The organism is Lactiplantibacillus sp. 30.2.29, assembly GCF_018991255.1.
In the GTDB taxonomy this organism is placed as follows: domain Bacteria; phylum Bacillota; class Bacilli; order Lactobacillales; family Lactobacillaceae; genus Lactiplantibacillus; species Lactiplantibacillus pentosus.
In genome coordinates this window covers 26568-46319 of record NZ_JAGYGU010000006.1, presented here as the reverse complement: position 1 = coordinate 46319, position 19752 = coordinate 26568, and the positions used below count along the sequence as shown (strand labels likewise).

Below are 19752 nucleotides of genomic sequence, written 5' to 3'. Positions count from 1 at the left end.
TAAACTAATAATGAGGAGCGATTTGATGACAACGATTAATGCAGCTAATGCAGGAACGTACGCGTTTGATGACCAGTTTAAAGTTAATCGACTGGGTTATGGTGTGATGCAGTTGACTGGACCAGGTACCTGGGGCCCTTACGCGGATCCGGAAAATGGGGTCAAGGTCATCAAGAAGGCGTTGGAATATGGCGTTAATTTCTTTGATACGGCCGATTCATACGGGCCATGGTATGCTGACCGGTACTTAGCAGCTGGTTTGAAAGATGCTGCTAACCGGGATAAGATCTTTATTTCTGATAAAGTCGGTCAGACCCGCCAAGGTCCCAACGTTTGGACGCCACATGGTGAACCACATTATTTACGGCAACAAGTCGAAGTTTCAATGATGACATTAGGACTCGACCACGAAGATTTGGTCTTCCTACATCGGATTGATTCGCACTTCTCGATTGCCGAACAAGTCGGTGAACTCAAGAAGATGCAAGATGAAGGAAAAATCAAGCATATTGGGTTGAGCCAAGTCACGGTTGAGCAAATCAAAGAAGCGCAAAAGGTTGCCAAAATCGATGCCATCGAGAACTTGTACAATGTTTCTGACCATCGTGACGATGACGTGGTCGACTACGCCGCATCGCAAAACATGGCCTTCTTACCATGGTTCCCATTAGCAACTGGTGAACTAGCGCAGCCAGGGAGTGCCCTCAGTACGATGGCGCAGAAGTATCAAGTTAGTCCAGCCCAAATTGCGTTAGCTTGGTTATTAAAGCGTTCAGACAACATCCTGCCAATCCCAGGGACGAGTTCCATCGAACACTTGCAAGATAATGTGGCGGCTGCCAACGTTGAACTATCAACGGCTGATTTCAATGGCTTAAGCCAATTAAGTAACAAATAACACTAATTAGAGTCGGGTCTGCTCCCGGCTCTTTTTTATGTGGAAACGTCAAGCCTTGAATTTAGGCGAATGGCCGGTTAAACTGGATAAACATGACTGATTTGATTTTTTGATTTAATGAAGAGAAAGAGGACTGAGTAGATGAGTACACGAATTAAGAGTGACAACCCAACGATTTATTTAGCTGGACCATGGTTTACGGCCGGCCAACCAGAACGACTAGCTAAGATTGAAAAATTGATGGACAATTTAGAAATTACTTATTACAGTCCCCGGCTCGATGGGATCGATTTGACGCCGGATGCGACCGAAGCGGACCGGAATGCGGTATTTGCGGATAACGTGGCGCATTTGAAACAGGCCAAACTAGTGGTGGCCGTTGTTGATGGCTTTGATACCGGGACGATTTGGGAGACTGGTACGGCGTATGGCTTGGATATCCCAGTTGCTTACTATGGCGAAACCCTGGCAGAAGGGACATTCAACGTCATGTTGGCGAAGTCAGGCAAGGCCGTCGTTGAAAATATGGCCGATTTAAAGGCCTTTTTGCAGGACCCAACGTCGGATGCCTTCCAATATACCGGCACGATTCGGTAATCACAACGAAATCGCACACCAACTAGACTGATTGGTCAAAAATCAATCCAGATAATCGGTGGCGTGCGCTACCGATCAGAGTAGCTCTATAGCTAGCAGCTAAGACTGGCGGTACTGTCCGTCGCGGATTTTAAGGCCGACTAATCAAGGTAAGTCTGCCAGTATTCATGATAATAGCGTTACAGCGACGCCAAAATGGCCGTTTCAGACTCAAATCTGAAACGGCCATTTTAATTGTTAGAACCGACGTGCATTGCAGACATCAAGCCGCAATACTTCCAAAGTAAGCAGTGACTGTGACTACTAGTGATTACTTAGCCGGCAAGATTGGTTTGATCGTATGGGTGGCTTCGTAAGTGTGGGCGAAGGTCGATGCAGCCTTCATGGCGTTGACCACCTCGCGTGGGGTGACTTTGAAAGGCATGTTCTTCATGGTTTCGTCAGGCATTGTCGCCATCTTACCAATTTGCAGCATTTCTTCATCGGATAATTGATCGAGATGGGTCGCCTCTAGCGTGATTGGTAAGCCAAGGGTCAAGTAGAATTCAATGTAGCGATTGAGTTCTTCGTGTGAAGTACCCTGTAATACGAGTTCAACCATGGTACCAAAGGCCACTTTCTCGCCGTGAGTCAAATGATGGACGTCGCCCTTAACGGCGGTGAAGCCATTATGAATGGCGTGGGCAGCCGCTAAACCACCATTTTCAAATCCGAGCCCAGAGAGTAGGGTGTTGGCTTCGACGATGGCGTCAAGTGCCGGTGTTACAATGTGTTGGACGTTGGATTCCACGGCTTCATAGGCGTACTTCCAAATGACACGTTCACATTCGGCCGCAATTGCCCGACCAGTAAAGGTAGCAGCACCGTTGCCCATCGTTGTGCCGTGGGATTGCGCGGTCGCCTTTGCTTCAATATTAGTGGCCATCGCGTCAGCAATCCCAGAGATGAGTGTCCGGACTGGCGCGTTAGCGATGACTTGTGTGTCCATTAAGACTAAGTCGCTGTGACGTTGGTAGAACTTGTATTGGTCGAAGCTACCTTCTTCAGTATAGAGCACTGATAAGCCCGCGGTTGGTGCATCCGCTGAAGCCGCAGTCGGCGCGATGACTAACTTGGCACCCACTTCTTCAGCGATCCCTTTACTAGTATCGAGAGTCTTGCCGCCGCCGAGACCGATAATAATATCGTTATGGTTATCCTTGGCAATCTGTGTGATCCGCGCGATTTCTTGAACTGAGGCTTCACCATTAAAGGTGACCCGTGTGACGTCAAAATCGTGTTGGCTCAAGTAAGTCGCGAAGTCTTCACCGACGATTTTCCAAATCAGCGCGTCGGCCATGATCAACGGATGGCTCCCGAGGGCGTTGATATAGCTTGCTGAATGTTCCAAGAGTCCGGCACCTTGAATATACTTATCGGGGCTAACAAACATTAAATCTTCACTCATGATAAATTTCCTCCTCAAAATCGGATTGCTTGAATAGATATAAATAATTTGAGACGACTGTTTGGTAACGCGGTCAGCGGGGAAATGGGGCGGCGGCTGATAAAACGGTGCGCTGGCCCAAGTGGGGATGAGTGTCAACGCGTGCTGGCCTGGGTTACTTAACACTTATAGTTTATGGTAGCGCTTACACAATCCGCAACGGACAGAATTGAAAATGTGTCCGCGTGGTCATGATGTGAGTCGCTGAATGCCGCTAATAAACTTGAATGAAGTCGCGCGCTAGACCGGTTTGACTCACGTTTGGCCTGTGCGCAATGCTGGAATTTTGTAAACCTTAAATTGGCTTAAAACGATGTGTTTAGTTGGAGAAAATTCATCAATTGGTGTTACGCTGTAGGCAGTGACTGGTTGACCAGCGCAAATATTAAGAAAGGTGCAAGAAAGTAAAAATTTTCAGTTCAAACTGGACAATCACTATCCAAGTTGTATAATGTACTTGTAAGCGTTATCAGAACCTAATACCTATTTTGGGGGCGTTATTTATGGTTAAAAGTAAAGCAATTATGATTGGTGCCGGGCTATCGAACATGGCTGCGGCGGTCTATTTGATTCAAGATGGTCATTGGGACGGCAAGGACATCAAGTTCTACGGTGTCGATATGCACGGTGCGAACGATGGTGGTGCCACGACCGATTTTACCAATGAGTATTGGAACAAGAATCATCCGATGGAAAACACGACTGGGTATGTTGCCCGTGGTGGTCGGATGCTGAATTACCGGACGTACGTTGACTTAATGGATTTGTTGGACCGGGTTCCATCGGTAACTGAACCGGGGATGACGGCGGCCGAAGATACGCGTGACTTTGATGCTAAGCACCGGACCTATGACATTGCGCGGTTGATGCAAGGCGGAAAGGGCATTATTAATGCGGGTAAGTTAGGGTTCAACAACAAGGATCGGACCTTACTCACCAAGTTGATCATGATGCCAGATAGTGAAGAAACGAAGCTCGACAACGTTTCGATTGCCGAATACTTCAAGGATGACCCACACATGTTCCAGACGAACTTCTGGTATATGTGGGAAACGACTTTTGCTTTTAGAACCCAAAGTTCTGCCCAAGAACTGCGGCGTTACATGCACCAAATGATTTATGAATTTACGCAAATTGAACACTTAGTTGGGGTTAACCGGACGCGTTACAACCAATTCGAAAGCATGATTTTGCCACTGATCAAGTATCTGCAAGGGCAAGGCGTCACGTTCATCGACAACAAGATCGTCAAGGATTGGCAGTTTAAAGACACGCCAATGCAAGATGAGATTACGGTCACCGGTTTAGTGATTGAAGATGCTCAGACTGGTGAGACCGAAGAAGTCGAAGTGGACGACGACACCGCGGTCATCTTTACGAACGGTTCGATTACCGATTCTGCCACGATGGGGGACTACAACACACCAGCGCCTGAAAATATGGATTATGGTGTCAGTGCTAGTCTCTGGAAGAAAGCGACTGAACGTTTCTACAACTTAGGGACGCCAGACAAATTCTTCAACGATCGCAATGCCAGCGAATGGGTCAGTTTCACGTTGACGACCAAGAATCATTTATTCCTCAACGAAATCGTGCGGATCACGACACAGGAACCTGGGAATGCCCTGAACTCCTTCTTGTCGACGACGCCAATCACACCGTTGAATCAAAAGGATGTCAACATGTCGATCGTGGTGCACCATCAACCACACTTTACGACTCAGCAGCCAAATGAAACGGTTCTCTGGGGCTACTTCTTATACCCACGGCGTCAAGGTGAGTTCGTTAACAAGCCGTATATCAAGATGACGGGGAAAGAAATGGCACAAGAATTGATTGGTCAACTGTCGAAGGTCGACCCTGGTCCTGGCAACATCAAGGATAAGGAAAAAGAAATCTTGGACAGCATTATCAACAATATTCCGGTATACATGCCATATGCCTCAGCGTTGTTCAACAATCGGGCCAAGTCAGACCGGCCAGAAGTCTTACCAAAGCATTCAACGAACTTAGCCTTCACTGGTGAATTTGCGGAACAACCCTACCAGATGATCTTCACGGAACAAAGTGCGGTTCGTTCTGGTGAAATTGCCGCTTACCACTTTGCTGGTGTGCCAATGGATAACTTGGTCAAGACACCGCGGTATGACAAGGATCCAAAGACCTTGCTCAAGGCGACTAAGAAGATGTTTGACTAATCAAACTAGTACCAGGTAGTCGCTTGCCGGTGCTAACCATTAAAAATGAAAATGCCACTCGTGCTGAGCTTAATCAGTCACGGGTGGCATTTTTGGCATGCTGCATTGGGGGCTACAGCATGATTTAGGATTGAGCCTTTAAGGAATTGCGGTGGTTCGAGTCAGCGCTACCAGCTCAGCTAAAGTTTTGCAGATGCTTTGATACTAGTTTTGTGAGTCGGATGGGCTGCTGTTGGCTTTAACGGTGAGTGCTTTTTAGCGGCCAGCTTTGTCACTTTCTTGGTGGTTTTCGGGGCCGCTTTTTTAGTTGCTTTCGAAGTTACTTTCGGGGCGACCTTTTTCGTCACTTTTTTCGTGACGTTCTTGGCCGCTTGCCGATTAGCTTTCTTAGTGGCCTTCCGAGTGACCTTCTTAGTGGTCTTTTGAATGGCCTTTTCGGCGGTTTTTGTCGAGGAAGCTGGTTTGATGGTCAACTTGGGTGCCCGTTTAGTGACCTTGGTTACGGTCTTATTGGCCTTCGGGTGCGTCGCTTTAGTTGTAGCCTTGATGCTGGTCTTAGGATGTTTGGCGACTAAGCTGATCTTTTTGGCGGTTGGGGCTACCTTACGTGCTGGCGTCCGTTTGTTAGTCGCGTGTTTAGCGGCTTTAGCATTACGCTTAGGGGTTGGCTTAGTTGTGGCTTTCGGATGAGTTACTGGTTTCGTCAAATCGACTGTTTTGACCCAACCGAGAACTTTGCCGTGCTTGCTGATGAGCGTGTAGGCCGTGGTCGCATGCTTGCCGGTGGTTAGGATAATGGTTTTGGTCGCGGTATAGGTCGTTTTGGGTGCAATTTTAGTTTTCGCGGGCGTCGTGGTGGCGCTGGCGCGGTCAGCGGCAAACTGGATCGTAGTCAGCGTGGTAGTGTGTTTCACATGCACTGAAGTGGCGCGAAAATGACTCACTTTGTCTAAGGGATGCGTCGTCTTTGGGGTCGCAGTTGCGGCGCTGGCCGAGGTTGCTCCGACAAACGGTGTGGCGGTGAGTGGCAAAGCTAAGGCTAACGTTGCAACGACTGTGGTTAATTTTTTCATATCAAGAATCCCCCTAAATTGAAACTTATTTTTGAATCGCCGCTAGTTTAGCACCATCATGGGAACGCAACAATTAATCTGGGTAAAAAAGATGGCAAAAGGGCGGTCGTTTACAATTCAGGATAAAAACCTGATAACAAACTAACTGATTAACGGTGGTCGCGTTGCTGAGCAAGACGCAATCGTAACTAGCGAGACGAAATTAGTTATTTTAAGAACGAACGTTCGCATTATAGCGTGAAATTATGGTATGCTAGAACGGTATTTTTCAACGAGAGGGGTGGCAGGATTGCCAGCAGCAACAACCTTAATTACGCCCGCTGAAAATCGCTTTTTCTTATTAAGCGAACGCGCGCGGCGGCGAACAACACTTCAACAAATCAGTGCCTTATTAAGGGCGCACGTGACCGTCAAAGCGGACAGTGACTTTCTGAAGCCGACCGTTCGTAACTTGATTCTACAGGAGCACGCGCAATGGCTTAGCGCTTGTAGTCACGAATGGCAATTACTGGCCAGCTTGCCGTACGTCGTCAATCCAAGTGAGGCACGCCGCGAATGGCATCATTGCGAGCTGTGCCATAAACCGGTTCGGTATGAATATCATGTGCAAAATAAGCATAACCACCGGGAACTGATTGTGGGGTCGGAGTGCGTCAAGAAATTTATGAATGCCGAGACGCGGTACCTGATGGTCATCACAACTGAAGATAACTTCTACGCGGTCGCACAGTACCAGACCCTGACGACAGCAATTCCAGTCGTCCCGACGATCATGTTCGCCCAACCGTGGTTGCCGCAGTTACCAAGCGAGCAAGTCCCGCAAGCGCGACAGTTGCGTCAAACGACCACCCAAACTGTGACGACCTATTTACGGCGCAAAACCAAACAGTTGCCATTACAAGAATTGAAGCCGGCGGAACAAACTTATCGCCGGTTGGCTCAGGCTGAACAGGATGCGATTACGACTGCTGAAGAAGCGGCCCGCGCACAACTGCTCAAAAATCAACAGCAACGTCAGCAGCAAGCCGCCCAAACCGCAGAACAAGCTGAGCAGGATTTGCGTCAAAGCTCAGCTTATCGCCACTACTTACAACAGTTGGCGGCAATCATCGTGACCCGGCCAGACCGCGCAACGGCCAAACAACGCTTTGAGCAACTATCCGCGCCAACGACGGAACGACCACTCGTTAATTCTTATCAGTTTGGTCAAATGGTGACAGAGTATCGGCAAACAGGTCAGATTCAAGTCCGTCGATTAGCGATGCTGGATCACCAATTTGTCACGGAACTCAATCAAGTGACGCAGCAACTAGATGAGCGCCAAACGACCCGTTTTTATGATGATGTCTTCAATAGCTGTTGGGGCTGGCGTTATCACCAACAAGCGACTCAGCGCGCGGATTGGGAAAAACTACTGACAACGCGTTGGGGTCAACCATTATCATTGGCTTGGTTCGAGCAATTGGCCGCACAGACTGATTCTCAGCAGGCTCAAACTTGGCTATCACAACACGCGGATGCGACGATGAAACGGGAACTTGCCCAGCGACTGACGCACCAGCCAGAACGGCAGCCCATTGCTCGAACGCGAATGACACGGACGGAGCTCCGCCAGTTTTGTCGGCGTGAACAGCCGGCTGCAGCCACGTTAGCAGCATTTGAAGCGGCCTTTGACCGGTATTATCAATTATCAGCGGCTCAGCAGGCGACCGCGCATGAAACACTGGCTTACTATTATGTGGCTCATCAATATCAAGGGGACCACCAGCGGGCACTGCAGCAGTTAGCGTGGTTGCTGAAGTCGTAAATGTTTCACGTGAAACAATGGGGGAACTGCTGATGAGATGAGTGATTCTTGATAGTGAGATGTGAAATAAGGTTTAACGTAGAACGTTTCACGTGAAACATTCTGTGCTACTAGAAAATTTGTGTGAGAAGCGCAGAATATCAATGTTCAGCCGCTACTATCAATAAATCGACTGGACGGTGTTCAGATAGCCGACACATAAAAAAACCTTGTTTCACGGCCAGTACCGCCCACAAGTTTCAGTGTACCAATTAAATCTATCCACAAAAAAGTCGCTTCAAGAGCAATCTTGAGGCGACTTTTTGTAACTTGAATTTAGTTCATTTCTCAGCGGTAACCCAGCAACGGCATTACTGCCAATTAGCTCACTAATAGTTAAGAATTAATGACACTATGATAACGAGCAGCTGCGAATTCATACAGTGGCCGGTTGAGTGGAGTGACTTCGACCGCTTCTTCAAACGGTGCCGTAACCATCGTATCATCCGCATTTTTAGCAAGTTTGACAGCCCAGGTTGGATCATAAAGGAGTTGCTGTCCCACAGCGACCAGCTCAGCATCTTGCAGCACGGCTTGCACATCGGCACGGGTCCGGACACCGCCGACCCCCACGAGTGGTAGTTTGCCTTGCAACGCGTCGTGAATATACGCAATTAGTGGTTTATCGGCATGGTTTTCATCTCGCGCAACGCGATGGTAGTTGTTCAGTGAAACGTGGACGTAATCGAGTCGACTGTCGCGTAGTTGCGAGAGTAGCCAAAGCGTATCTTCAAACCGAATCCCAGGTTCCTCGAATTCTTCGGGTGAGAAACGGTAGCCGACGATGAAGGGCCGGTCCGCGTATTTGTCGACCGCTTTAAAGACTGATTGCAACAACTCATCGATGAAGCGATAACGTTCTTGTGGTGTCTTTCCACCATATTCGTCCGTCCGACGATTACTGTGTGGTGAAAAGAATTGTTGGATGAGATACGTGTTGGCACCATGAAGCTCGATACCATCAAAGCCGGCTTGAATAGCGCGGCGGGTTGCTTCACCGAATGCGTCAATAGTGGCGTGAATCTCGTTGATCGTCATCGCCCGGGGTGTTTCAGCATCGTCACGCAGGGCAGCAACGGCACTGGCTGAGACGATTTGTTCACCATTCAAGACTGCCCGATGGGTCATCCGGCCTGCATGGAAAATCTGGACGATTGCCTTAGCACCTTGGCTCTGAATACCCTTTGCAAGCGCGCTTAAACCTGGCAACATGCTGTCGTGAGCGATACTCAATTCACCGTGCCAGCCCTTACCTAAGTCTTCAACGTTAGCTGCACCAGTGATGACAGCGCCGAGCCCTGCAGCTCGTTGCGTATAATAGTCAATTTCATCACGGGTGATGCTCCCATTATAAAAGCTTTGCGTCGTGGTCATTGGCGACATCATCAGCCGATTGCGCAGAGTCACGCCAGACTTAAATTGCAGTGATTCATCATAACTAGTCACAATAAAACATCCTTTCAAAACGGTTTATACTTACTTTTTGTAAGAGTTAACTTTAGTTTAGTGGATGGACGTTGGTTTATCAATTTTAAAGTCGGCGTTTTTAGTCGCTTTTGGCATAACAGTATTGGTGATGTGGAATAATGATTTTGATGTTGGCGGTTAATCAGGGTAGTTGTGTAAGTTTGGGTGATTTTATCGATAAGTTGGATCGTTTGGTGATGTCGAAAAGCCGGCGGTATAAGGCCTGTTGAAGCGTGCTAATTACCCGCTTCAAGCTTGTTGACGAGTGCTTGGCGCCTTTCTAAGAAGTTCTTTGCAACTGTTGGATCTGCGTATGTCAGAAGTTGTGCGGCTTCTAATAATGACAGTTGCTGGTGGTCGACCAGTTGATTGACGACGGTAGAATAGTGTGAAAACTTTTTGAACGGTACTACTTGGTCTAGCGGGCTTGGCGGGAAACTAGAAGCACTGACAATTGCTTGCCATTCGTCTTCTGTTAAACGGACCAATGATGTGCTTAACAATAAATCGAGTTCTGATAAGCGGCGAGCGACTGCCTCGTATGGCATGGATGAAACATTAGCAACGCGAATAATCGCCGTTTGTGCCAGTTGACGATTAGGCTTGCTGTAATTGTGAACATACTTATACCAGGTGCGAATTATGGCGTCTTTCGGCATCATGACGGCCGCTGCAAAGTGATCAGCGGCTCGTTCAGTGTCAAAATCAGGTGTGGTTGTTATTTTGAGGGCTTTGCTGTGACTGTCTCCGAATAGATTAGTGTCTAGTCCTAAGTGCCACAGTTCATGGGCAGCGCTGGCGTATCGCGCGCGCAAAGTTTGGTGAGTGTTTAGTGCAATGAAGTGGGTGCCTTTATAAGAAACGGCTGCACCAGAATACTTCGGGTCATCAACATCTTGATAAATAATATTAGCTTGTTCCGCAAGAATGCGTTCAATATCAGCGCCAATAAAAATGTCTGACCCGAAATAGTTGGTCAGAAAGGTGCTAGCGATATTCTCTGCGACAGACTCAGCTAACGCAATTGCACTGGAATTATGCATCATGAATGGTCGCCTCCAAATCAACGCATTGCTGGATATCCCATAAAAGTTGTTCAATTTGCTTTTTGGAATTCTGACTTGATAAACTGCCCCTCAAGACAATTTGTGGTTCCTTGTTATCAACGTGTTCAGATGTAATCAGTGTGTCTAAAGGAATGGCGGTTACTTTTGAGATTGCGATAATATTTTTAGTCTGGAGTTTCCGTGTGCCACTTAGTATTTGGCTAAGGAATGCCGGTGACAGACCAATTTGCTGTGCTAACCATTTTTGAGACTTGTGATTTGTTTTTAACCACGTTTTGATTTGGATTAACATCGCTTGAGTATTCATAATTCGTATCCCTTTCTTTGAGATTTTCAGGCCACTATGCCTGAGCAAAGTATAGCATTGCTTGCAAACATTTGCGGCACTTTAATCTTAGGTGCAAATTATGCATTCGGAAAAAGTCGGATGTCGAAACTCGGTACCGAAGAAGGGGGACTACAAAGTAGCGAGTCTATTCCCTTATAAAGGGGTGATACTTCAGCGGTGCAAGTTTTCGTGCATTTTTTTGATTAGATCGTGTTTAAATACATTTCGCCCCACGTGTCCATTGCTTTGATTAGAGGGATGAGGGAAGTACCCAGTTTTGTTAAGTGATAAGTTGTTTTAATAGGCGCACATGTTGCGTCAATTGTTTTATATACAATATGATCGCGTATTAAATCAGCCAGCTGTAAAGAGAGCATTCTGCGTGTGCAGCCGGACAGTGAATGGAGTAATTCGCTGTACCGAAGTTCTTTTGACATTAATCGGCATAAGATAATACTTTTCCATTTGCCGTCAATTATGTTAATCGTAACATCTAATGGGCAAACTTCATTATGTCTAGTAACTGAAATTGCTGTTTCCATAAAACCACTCCTCGTACTGTTATTATAGTCTGATTTCGCATCCATGGAATTCTTTTATACTAGGTAAACAAAAATTCCCGTATTGTCTTTTTTATCTATGCTACTAACATTGTCCATAAGGAAAGTATGAAAATTTTCAGGAATTATAGCGCTGTGTCCAATGGGCGGGCAGCGTAGTAATTAACCTGACCAAGAAAGAGTGTGAGTAACATTTACAAAAATCACAATCAGTATTCTATGCGGGAAACGCTAATGATAATTGGATTATTTTTAATTGTTTTTATAACAGGAGCAGATTCTTTTATTATTTCCCCTTTGCTTCCAGCTATAGTAAATGATTTCAGTATATCCATCAGTCGTGCTGCCTTTTCAATAACTATATATGCATTATGTTATGCTTGTGGCTCACCGTTTTTGGGACCGCTGGGCGACCGATTAAATCGGAAAGCACTGTTAAAGGTTGGCATCTTAGTGTTTCTAGTTGGGAGTTTCTTATGTGCTTTAGCCAATAGTATAAGTATGTTTTATATTTTTAGAGCAATCGCCGGTTTAGGGGCTGCGCTAACACTGCCTAATGTTTGGGCAACGATTGGAGCGTACTTTAATGGTAAAAGGTTAAATACTGTTATGGGCATTGTGATGTCTGGTTTATCTTTATCGATTGCTGTAGGCGTCCCAATAGGTACAACTTTATCTCAGATTTCAGATTGGCACATGGCCTTTTGGGGCTCTGGATTAGTCACCCTAATTGCTTTCGCAGTTTTATTAATAGTAGTGCCTTCTATGCCGATTGTTAATACTAAACGTTCAGCTTACTTTGCTAGTTTTAAACAGCTAGCAAAAGCCCCTAAAGCTATTTATGCGCTACTGATCAATTTTGTATGGATGTTCGGATTTTATTCAATCTACACTTTTCTGGGGACTTTTATCACCCAGACGTTTCATTTAAATACTGGTCAGACTGGCTATGTGTTTATTGCTTATGGACTTAGTAATTTCGCCGCTAGCTTTTTCGGTGGTGAGGTTACCACGCGCTTGGGCGCTAAGAAAAGTGTCATTTTAAATGGATTATTATCGGTTGGATTCGTCCTGGGACTTTCTATTTTTCAGCAGGCACTTATAGTGACGATTTTGTTTTTGGTATTGCTAGCCCTTGCCCAGGGATTTGGGGTAACGGCATTAACGACCTATATCGTTAATATTGTCCCCAAGAGTCGCGCAACTGTGATGTCATTTAACAGTTCGTTTTTGTACCTAGGCTTGACCTTTGGCTCGATGATAGGTGGGTTTATCTATCCACGGTATGGCTTTATCGGAGTAGGTATCTGTGCCGCAATTGCTTTAGCACTAGCAGTAGTGCTTGCACAACAAATTAGCAAAAAAGCCACAGATGAATTTTAATGTGTACAAGTGTCGAGACTACTTTCTGTTATATCAAATAGGACGAGAAACCATCTCAGTTTCTCGTCCTATCAGTCTATTTCAAGCCGTCTCACAGGCTCGCATACATATTAAGCTAGCATTAATGCTAAGACCGCACGTTCACGCCTTAAACGGATTCCAAAAACGGCCACCATTCACGCCAAACAGGGCGATGCCGAGGATAATGATGAGGGCGACTAGGCCTAATGCGAGGTAGTCGTTGCGCTTGAAGCGTTGCGCCATGTACCAGCTACGACGTTTGCCCTGACCAAAGCGGCGGAGTTCCATGGCTTGGCTGATGGTTTCGATGCGGTCCAAGCTGGAGAAAATCAGTGGTAACAAAATCTGGAGGCCACCTTTGACCCGCGTCATAAAGTGGGCCTTCTTCGACATTTCAAAACCACGGGCTTGCTGGGCAAGGCTAATGGTCCGGTAATCCGCTTGAACGTCGGGAATGTAGCGAAGCGCGATGGCGACTGAGTAACTAATGCGATAGGAGATACCAATCTTGTTGAGACTCGCCGCAAACTCGCTCGGGTTAGTCGTCATTAGAAAAATCAGCGCTAATGGAACGGCAAAGGTATATTTCAGTAACAAGTTGAACTCGTAAAAGAGCTGTTCAGCCGTCAAGTTAAAGTAATGGTCAGACTGACCGAGCAACAAGTGCTCCGTACCATAAATCGAAACGCCATAGTGCGGTGCGAAGACGTAGACCATGACTAAGTTCAGAACGGAGAACCCAATAATCACGTTGAGCACGAACGCGATGTCGCGATAGTGAATTTTGGCACGTTGAAAGACAATCAACGAGAAAATCATCACACCAATCAAGTAGCGCGTGTCGTAGGTCATCATGCCGATAATCGATAGGCCGACGAAACAGAGCAGCTTAGTGCTGCCGCTGAGGCGATTCAAGAAGGTGTGGCGGTCAGTGTAGCCGATGAGTAGTTCATGTTGCATGTTAACGGCCCTCCCGTTCAGCTTGAACAAATTTGGCAACGAATTCGGTGGGGTCCAACTCGTTGGCAGCCGCCATCGTGTAGAGACTCGTTTCGGCGAGTGATGCTTGCTGGATAATCGCCGTGTTCGTCAAAACATCGGCTGGCTGGGCGTCCATCAAAATCTTGCCATGGCCAAGGACGATGGTGCGATCCGTGTATTCCAACATCAGGTGCATGTCGTGAGTAATCAGCATGATCGTCATTTGTTGGTCGCGATTGATGGTCGTCAAAAAAGTCATCATTTCCGTGTAATGCTTGAGATCTTGGCCCGCGGTCGGCTCATCTAAAATCAGCATCGCTGGTTCTAAGACCAGGATGGCGGCGATGGTGACCCGTTTTTTCTGACCAAAACTCAGCGCGGAAATCGGCCAATGACGAAATTCATAGAGGCCACAGACCTTTAGAACGGCCAAGACACGGCGCTCAACTTCATCATCAGGGACACCGCGTAACTGTAAACCGGTGGCGACTTCATCATAAATCATCGTCTTAGAGATCATTTGATTGGGATCCTGCAAGATATAGCCAATCTGATCAGCCCGTTCTTTGACTGATTGGTCCGCTAGTGAACGGCCGTTAAACACCATTTTACCAGCTTGTGGCGTGAGAAATCCCGTAATTAAATTGCTTAATGTTGACTTACCAGTCCCGTTTTGGCCAACAAGGCTGATCATCTCACCACGGTGAAGGGTGACACTAACATCATTGATAATCGGCTTAGTCGGCTCATAGCCAAAGCTCAAGTGGTCAATGGTCAGTAAGGGCTGGTCGTGAACGACGGGCGGATTGAGTTGAACGCCAGCCGTCCACGCCTGCAACGTCGGTTTCAAGTTAGGAACTTGCAGGGCTTGCAGATTATCTAAATGTTGGCACGTCGTTAAGTCGACACCCGCGAGTTTTAGTGCTGAGAGGTAGAGCGGTTCCCGCAAGCCGAGCTGGGTCATTAGTGATTGCCGCAGAATCGTCTCTGGCCGGTCGTTAGCGACGATGGCACCGTCTTGCATAATAATGAGCCGGTCGATGGGCTGCTGTAAGACGTCTTCAATTCGGTGTTCAATGATGACGACGGTCAGTTCCTGTGTGTGCGTCAACTGGTCGATGAGCGCCATTGACGCTTTACCTGACGCGGGGTCCAGGCTAGCTAGGGGTTCATCAAACAGGAGAATCTTGCTGTTGTCGATCAGGACGCCAGCCATCGCCACGCGTTGTTTTTGACCACCCGATAGTTCCTGTGGCCGGTGGGTCAACAAGTCTTGTAACGCTAAGGTGTCGGCCCACTGGTTGGTGGCAGTTCGCATCTCAGACTGGGATTGTTGGTCGTTTTCCAGTGAAAAAGCCATGTCTTCGACGACGGTCAGACCAACGAATTGGCTGTCGGGATCTTGCAACACGGTACCAACATGTTGGGATAGCGCAAAAATGGAGCTCTGGGTAATATCCTGGCCTGCCACGGTCGCTTGCCCGCTGATGGTGCCGGTATAAGACTGCGGGATTAAGCCATTTAAACAGCGGCCCAAGGTTGATTTGCCAGAACCTGAAGGCCCCGCAATCAAAACTTTTTCGCCAGGATAAATATCGAGGTTCACGTGGCGCAGCGTTGGTTCCGTTTGACTGTTGTATTGAAATGAGAAGTCTTTAAAGCTGATAATCGGTGCACTCATCATGTTAACGTTCCTTTGTTAAGCTCCCACGTTGAGTCCGCGTCCGCGCGTATAAGACGAGCAGAATCGTCCCAATAATGGCAACTGAGATAGAATCGGCGATCCAAGTCACGACACCTTGGAGGTAGACTTTGTTGGCCGGTTCGTGATAGATAATGATATCACCGGTTGGCGCTAAAAGCACCCAGCCAATAAAGTTAACGATAATCTGATAAATGTTGAACCAGATGAGCTTGGCCTTGCCTAAAACGCCATTTTCAATCTTGAGACGGTTCTTCGCTAAGCCAAAGGCGACCCCAATCAGTCCATCAACCACGACCCACGTCCACCAAGGCGAACCGTAAGTCACGAAGTCGTTGAGGGCGTGACCAATGAATACGGCGAGTCCAGCTGCGACCGGGCCAAAGATGGCGCCTAACAAGGCCAGAAAGCCCATCGCCACATTGACTTGCGTGTTTGGAATCCCAGTTGGAATAGCGACAAACTTCATTAGAACGAAGATGACGGCAGCGCCAATCCCAGTAGCGACGACGGTACGAATTGAATTAGATTGCTTATTTTGCATAGTACAACACTCCTTATATGATAAAAATAATATCGTGAACAATAATCATTGCGAACCGCAAAACCAATATCTCTAATCGTCAATTCAGATCAACGATGAAAACTAAAAAACGCGCCTAAAAGCAAAATGCTTTCCAGGACGCGTTTGCGTGTTACCACCGAGATTTCCCGCATGGCGGGCTTATCATGATCGTAACGAATCGCTCCGACTGGGTCGCCCCAGTAGCTTCTTCAAGACCATCTTCGACTAAGCGTATCGTCGTTTTGCACCAAATCAGCGACTCTCTAGGCACACGTCTTAGTTTACTCATCTCGTCACAGCTTTTTCTCATCTGAATTTAACTATTAAAGCATACGCCAAAGTACAGTAGGGTGCAAGCTAAACCGAACGGATGGATTCGGTTACATTTAGATTGGTCGGAAAAGCGGGAAAAAGCGCGGTTAAAAGCCGAACATTATAGGGAAGTTAGCCGCAATCTGACGAGCTAATGACAGAATGATTAGTAATTAAACAAAGCTGATAAAAGTATATACAAATCGTTTCATTTAGCTGCTAAAAGGGGTAAACTAGTTGACAAGACCAAATGGTAAAAGGGGTGTGTAGAATTTGGCTTATAAATACGAAACGATTGCGGATACCTTGCGAGAAGAAATCAAATCTGGCAAATATACGCCGGGAGAATTAATGCCCGATCAAAATAAATTAGCGGCGACCTTTGATACGACGCGGATCACCATTCATAAGGCGATTCAATTATTAATCATCGAAGGGATGGTGTACTCGAAACGAGGGGCTGGGACCTTTGTCCGTAAAGACTTTGGTTTGACCGAAAGACGGCAGGAAACGTTGGTGGACAAGCCACTCGGAACGACCCAAACCAACGCCGGTAAAAAGGTGACGAGTAAAGTGCTAGAACTAGAGGCGCGGTTGCCAACGAAGCGTGAAGCCGAACAACTGCTGATTGACGAGATGGATCCCGTCTACGTGATGCGGCGGACGCGCTATGTCGATGGCAAAGTCTGGGCCTATGAACATACGATTATGCCGACTGGAATCGTCACGTTGACGAAAAAAGTACTGGAAGGCTCCGTTTATGGTTACTTGGAACAGCATAGCGGTAAGAAAATTGCCGGGTCGCACCGCATCATTTCCGCCGGTAGAGTTACGGCTGATGACGTGGCGGCCATGGGGGCAAAATTAAATGACCCCGTGTTGATCATCAATCAGATCAGTTATATGGATGACGGCCAGCCGTTTGAAGTGTCAGAATCACACTTTCCATACGCGACGAGTTCGGTTGTCGCTGATGTACAGCTCCATTAAAGAATCGGTAACCACATTTGACAGTGGTTGCCGATTTTTTGCTGAAAATGCTGGTGAAAGTTGCATTCGACTAAGCGGTGGACCATAATTAAGTTAGCTTTTAGAAAGCGCTTTAACGAGCGTGCGATATGAGGAGATGTGATGATGCCAGCTAATTTCTATCAACGATTGATCGACAAGTATGAACCAATGACGGAAGCGGCGTTCTTGGTCTTAGTCAGCGTCCGCAAGCCGATTACGAGCGAAGCGATTCCGGAAAAGATCGCTGAGTTGACGCAAAATCAGCTACAGCTTGGCTTGGGGACCCTGTTCACCAACTTACACGCGATGACCAAGGATTATTTGATGACGGAACGCGTAGATGAAAATGACGTGCACACGTATGAAATCACGGGGAGTGGCGAATCGGTCTTGGCAGCTGAACGGAAACGGCTGCAATTATTGAACCAGATTTGTGAACAAGAAGGTCTCTAGTCTATCTAACAGGCTGATATCACGGGGGAAGTGGTAAGATGTGGCGCTATCATGTTACGGTCAAAGGCTCGGATGACGAGCTCAAGTGGCTGAACCAGCAAGCACAGCGGGGACAGCGGTTATGCCGAATTACGGGTAATTGGTATCAATTTCAGGCGACCAAGACGCCAGTGCAGCTCTTCAGTGAGTATGTCACGAGCGAGGTGGCGACGGACATTGAGGCGAGTCAGCCGCCGTTTGAATTGGTGACCAAGTTGCAGCTCAAGCAGCCGGATGTCCAAGTCATTTATACGGCGACGACACAAGCCAGTCTGGACGTGACGCGCGTTGATCGGCAAAATGCCCCACTGCAATTGAAAGTCGCGCTGGCACAGCGGGGACACTTGATGAATGTGATGAATCTCAGGGTTGTTCTGGGATTACTACTGGCAATGATTTTGATTTATTTCAAGCTCATGAACGACGCGTGGGGCGGCTGGTATGGTTTGATTTGGATCCTATTTAGCTTTTATCCGGCGTGGCAGGCGAGTCGAATTCACAAGCAAGCCAACGCGTTGCGTGTCGTGACGCAACAGTATGATGATGCGTGGCGGCCAACGATGCACGTCTTTTTAAAAAACATGGCGGCACCGCTCGAGATTGAAAAAGTCGCTAGTATCGGCCAGTGGCAGTACGTGGGGCAAGATCATCGCGGCATGTATTGGTATGATGTTCGAACGTTAGCCAGTGCCAGTGAAATCAAGCAAACGCTACAGCCAGTACTTAGCCGTAGCGTTACCGTATCGATTGTCAGCTGGCTGGGATTAGCACCAATTGGTTATCTTTAGTAAAAAAGGACGTGGGATTATGTGGCGGCATCGGTTTTTGATTAAAGGTTCAGAACAGGAGTTAACGTGGCTAAACGGCCTTGCAGCCCGGCACCATTTATTGATGGGGATTCATGGAAATTGGTATCAGTTTAAAAAAGTTGAGCCGACCTACCGTGTCTTCAGTGAATACGTGGCGCAGGATGTTTCGACGACGGTGACTGACCGCAACAGTGCATTTCAAGTGTTGACGACAGTTCCAGTGAAGGGGACGAATGTCGACGTCATCTATATGGGGAGCGACCAGCCGAGTTTGCAACAGACTAAGCTGGCTCCCAGCGACCCGCAAATGCGCTTGAAAGTTGCGTTACAGTTGCGCGACCAGGCGATGAATACGATCAATTTGAGTTTGTATGCCGGGGTGATCGTCTGGGGCTTGTTCCTGGTACTTTTGATTCAGCGGCAACAACTTGACTTGCTAGGGCCTTGGCTGCTGCTATTGTTGGTGGGACTATTAGCCATTCTCGGACTGTATCGCATCTCCGGACGGTTACAATCACAAATCAGTCAGTTGCGCCGAGAGACTGAGCAGTACGACGGCGCGTGGATGCCAACGATGCACGTCTTTGTGAGTCCGTTAACGGCAGAGTTGGATGTTGAAGCGCCAGAACTAAAATCTTTAGGTCGGTGGACCCTGGTCGGCCATGACAAGCGCGGCAAGTATTGGTATGATGTCCAAACATTGGCCAGCACTTCCGAAATCAAGCAAGTGATCCAGTCAGTAACCGCTGACCAAGTACACATCGACATTTTCAGTTGGCTGGGACTGGCACCAGTCGGTTGGTTTGTCTGATTAGTTTTTTTATCTGGACTGACAGGCCCTTAATTGAACATAGACGTAAACGTCACTTTGTAGTCGTTACGACGAAGTGGCGTTTTTTTGACGTCCAATGGTGGGGATTAACCCGCTAAGTGGTCGGAATTTGTTTGTGGGGTGC

General features: G+C 47.4%; 18 protein-coding genes. 9 read left to right on the top strand and 9 right to left on the bottom strand.

Annotated elements, in window-relative coordinates; genetic code table 11:
• The first annotated feature begins 25 nt into the window (after positions 1-25).
• The gene (locus KGF65_RS04660) at positions 26-898 is read left to right on the top strand and encodes an aldo/keto reductase (protein WP_050337959.1); all 873 of its coding nucleotides are present in this window, start codon (positions 26-28) and stop codon (positions 896-898) included.
• Positions 899-1039: 141 nt separating this feature from the next.
• Complete coding sequence (locus KGF65_RS04655) at positions 1040-1495, top strand: nucleoside 2-deoxyribosyltransferase (protein WP_101872628.1); 456 nt, start codon at positions 1040-1042, stop codon at positions 1493-1495.
• Between the two features lie 310 nt (positions 1496-1805).
• Here the strand turns inward: KGF65_RS04655 and KGF65_RS04650 are convergent, their stop codons facing one another.
• Positions 1806-2942 carry a glycerol dehydrogenase gene (locus KGF65_RS04650; RefSeq protein WP_003637390.1) on the bottom strand — a complete coding sequence of 379 codons (1137 nt, stop codon included), beginning with the start codon at positions 2940-2942 and terminating at the stop codon, positions 1806-1808.
• Between the two features lie 542 nt (positions 2943-3484).
• On the opposite strand from KGF65_RS04650, the gene KGF65_RS04645 reads away from it, so the two are divergent.
• Positions 3485-5179 carry an oleate hydratase gene (locus KGF65_RS04645; RefSeq protein WP_101872630.1) on the top strand — a complete coding sequence of 565 codons (1695 nt, stop codon included), beginning with the start codon at positions 3485-3487 and terminating at the stop codon, positions 5177-5179.
• Positions 5180-5358: 179 nt separating this feature from the next.
• Here KGF65_RS04645 and KGF65_RS04640 read toward each other — a convergent pair whose 3' ends face one another.
• Positions 5359-6252: a hypothetical protein gene (locus KGF65_RS04640; RefSeq protein ID WP_146127348.1), complete on the bottom strand. Its 894-nt coding sequence runs from the start codon at positions 6250-6252 to the stop codon at positions 5359-5361.
• Positions 6253-6541: 289 nt separating this feature from the next.
• Here KGF65_RS04640 and KGF65_RS04635 point away from each other — a divergent pair, with 289 nt between their 5' ends.
• Positions 6542-8059 carry a hypothetical protein gene (locus KGF65_RS04635; RefSeq protein ID WP_101872632.1) on the top strand — a complete coding sequence of 506 codons (1518 nt, stop codon included), beginning with the start codon at positions 6542-6544 and terminating at the stop codon, positions 8057-8059.
• A 375-nt stretch (positions 8060-8434) separates the two neighbouring features.
• Here the strand turns inward: KGF65_RS04635 and KGF65_RS04630 are convergent, their stop codons facing one another.
• From KGF65_RS04630 to KGF65_RS04615, 4 genes are all read right to left on the bottom strand, one after another.
• Complete coding sequence (locus KGF65_RS04630) at positions 8435-9544, bottom strand: NADH-dependent flavin oxidoreductase (protein WP_101872634.1); 1110 nt, start codon at positions 9542-9544, stop codon at positions 8435-8437.
• Positions 9545-9801: 257 nt separating this feature from the next.
• Positions 9802-10611 carry an ImmA/IrrE family metallo-endopeptidase gene (locus KGF65_RS04625; RefSeq protein ID WP_216748156.1) on the bottom strand — a complete coding sequence of 270 codons (810 nt, stop codon included), beginning with the start codon at positions 10609-10611 and terminating at the stop codon, positions 9802-9804.
• A complete protein-coding gene (locus KGF65_RS04620) occupies positions 10601-10939 on the bottom strand; it encodes a helix-turn-helix domain-containing protein (RefSeq protein ID WP_050337951.1) in 339 nt (112 codons plus the stop codon). Before KGF65_RS04620 ends, KGF65_RS04625 begins: the two co-directional genes overlap by 11 nt.
• Before the next feature lie 224 nt (positions 10940-11163).
• Entirely contained in the window at positions 11164-11502 is a 339-nt protein-coding gene (locus tag KGF65_RS04615; RefSeq protein ID WP_088770263.1) for a helix-turn-helix domain-containing protein, read from the bottom strand.
• A 252-nt stretch (positions 11503-11754) separates the two neighbouring features.
• Here KGF65_RS04615 and KGF65_RS04610 point away from each other — a divergent pair, with 252 nt between their 5' ends.
• Positions 11755-12903: an MFS transporter gene (locus KGF65_RS04610; RefSeq protein ID WP_225083300.1), complete on the top strand. Its 1149-nt coding sequence runs from the start codon at positions 11755-11757 to the stop codon at positions 12901-12903.
• A 141-nt stretch (positions 12904-13044) separates the two neighbouring features.
• On the opposite strand, the gene KGF65_RS04605 is transcribed toward KGF65_RS04610, so the two are convergent.
• The 3 genes from KGF65_RS04605 to KGF65_RS04595 are packed head-to-tail and all read right to left on the bottom strand — an operon-like array spanning position 13045 to position 16151.
• The gene (locus tag KGF65_RS04605) at positions 13045-13884 is read right to left on the bottom strand and encodes an energy-coupling factor transporter transmembrane protein EcfT (RefSeq protein WP_003637395.1); all 840 of its coding nucleotides are present in this window, start codon (positions 13882-13884) and stop codon (positions 13045-13047) included.
• A gap of 1 nt (position 13885) precedes the next feature.
• Positions 13886-15586: an ABC transporter ATP-binding protein gene (locus tag KGF65_RS04600; RefSeq protein ID WP_122217466.1), complete on the bottom strand. Its 1701-nt coding sequence runs from the start codon at positions 15584-15586 to the stop codon at positions 13886-13888.
• Between the two features lie 4 nt (positions 15587-15590).
• Positions 15591-16151: an ECF-type riboflavin transporter substrate-binding protein gene (locus KGF65_RS04595; protein ID WP_003637397.1), complete on the bottom strand. Its 561-nt coding sequence runs from the start codon at positions 16149-16151 to the stop codon at positions 15591-15593.
• Between the two features lie 606 nt (positions 16152-16757).
• Between KGF65_RS04595 and KGF65_RS04590 the strand changes: the two genes are divergently transcribed.
• The 4 genes from KGF65_RS04590 (at position 16758) to KGF65_RS04575 (ending at position 19607) form a co-directional block, all read left to right on the top strand.
• The gene (locus tag KGF65_RS04590; protein ID WP_003637398.1) at positions 16758-17474 is read left to right on the top strand and encodes a GntR family transcriptional regulator; all 717 of its coding nucleotides are present in this window, start codon (positions 16758-16760) and stop codon (positions 17472-17474) included.
• Positions 17475-17618: 144 nt separating this feature from the next.
• The gene (locus tag KGF65_RS04585) at positions 17619-17948 is read left to right on the top strand and encodes a helix-turn-helix transcriptional regulator (protein WP_050338345.1); all 330 of its coding nucleotides are present in this window, start codon (positions 17619-17621) and stop codon (positions 17946-17948) included.
• 38 nt (positions 17949-17986) lie between these two features.
• Entirely contained in the window at positions 17987-18775 is a 789-nt protein-coding gene (locus tag KGF65_RS04580; protein WP_101872637.1) for a hypothetical protein, read from the top strand.
• A 19-nt stretch (positions 18776-18794) separates the two neighbouring features.
• The gene (locus tag KGF65_RS04575; protein WP_216748155.1) at positions 18795-19607 is read left to right on the top strand and encodes a hypothetical protein; all 813 of its coding nucleotides are present in this window, start codon (positions 18795-18797) and stop codon (positions 19605-19607) included.
• Positions 19608-19752: the final 145 nt, after the last annotated feature.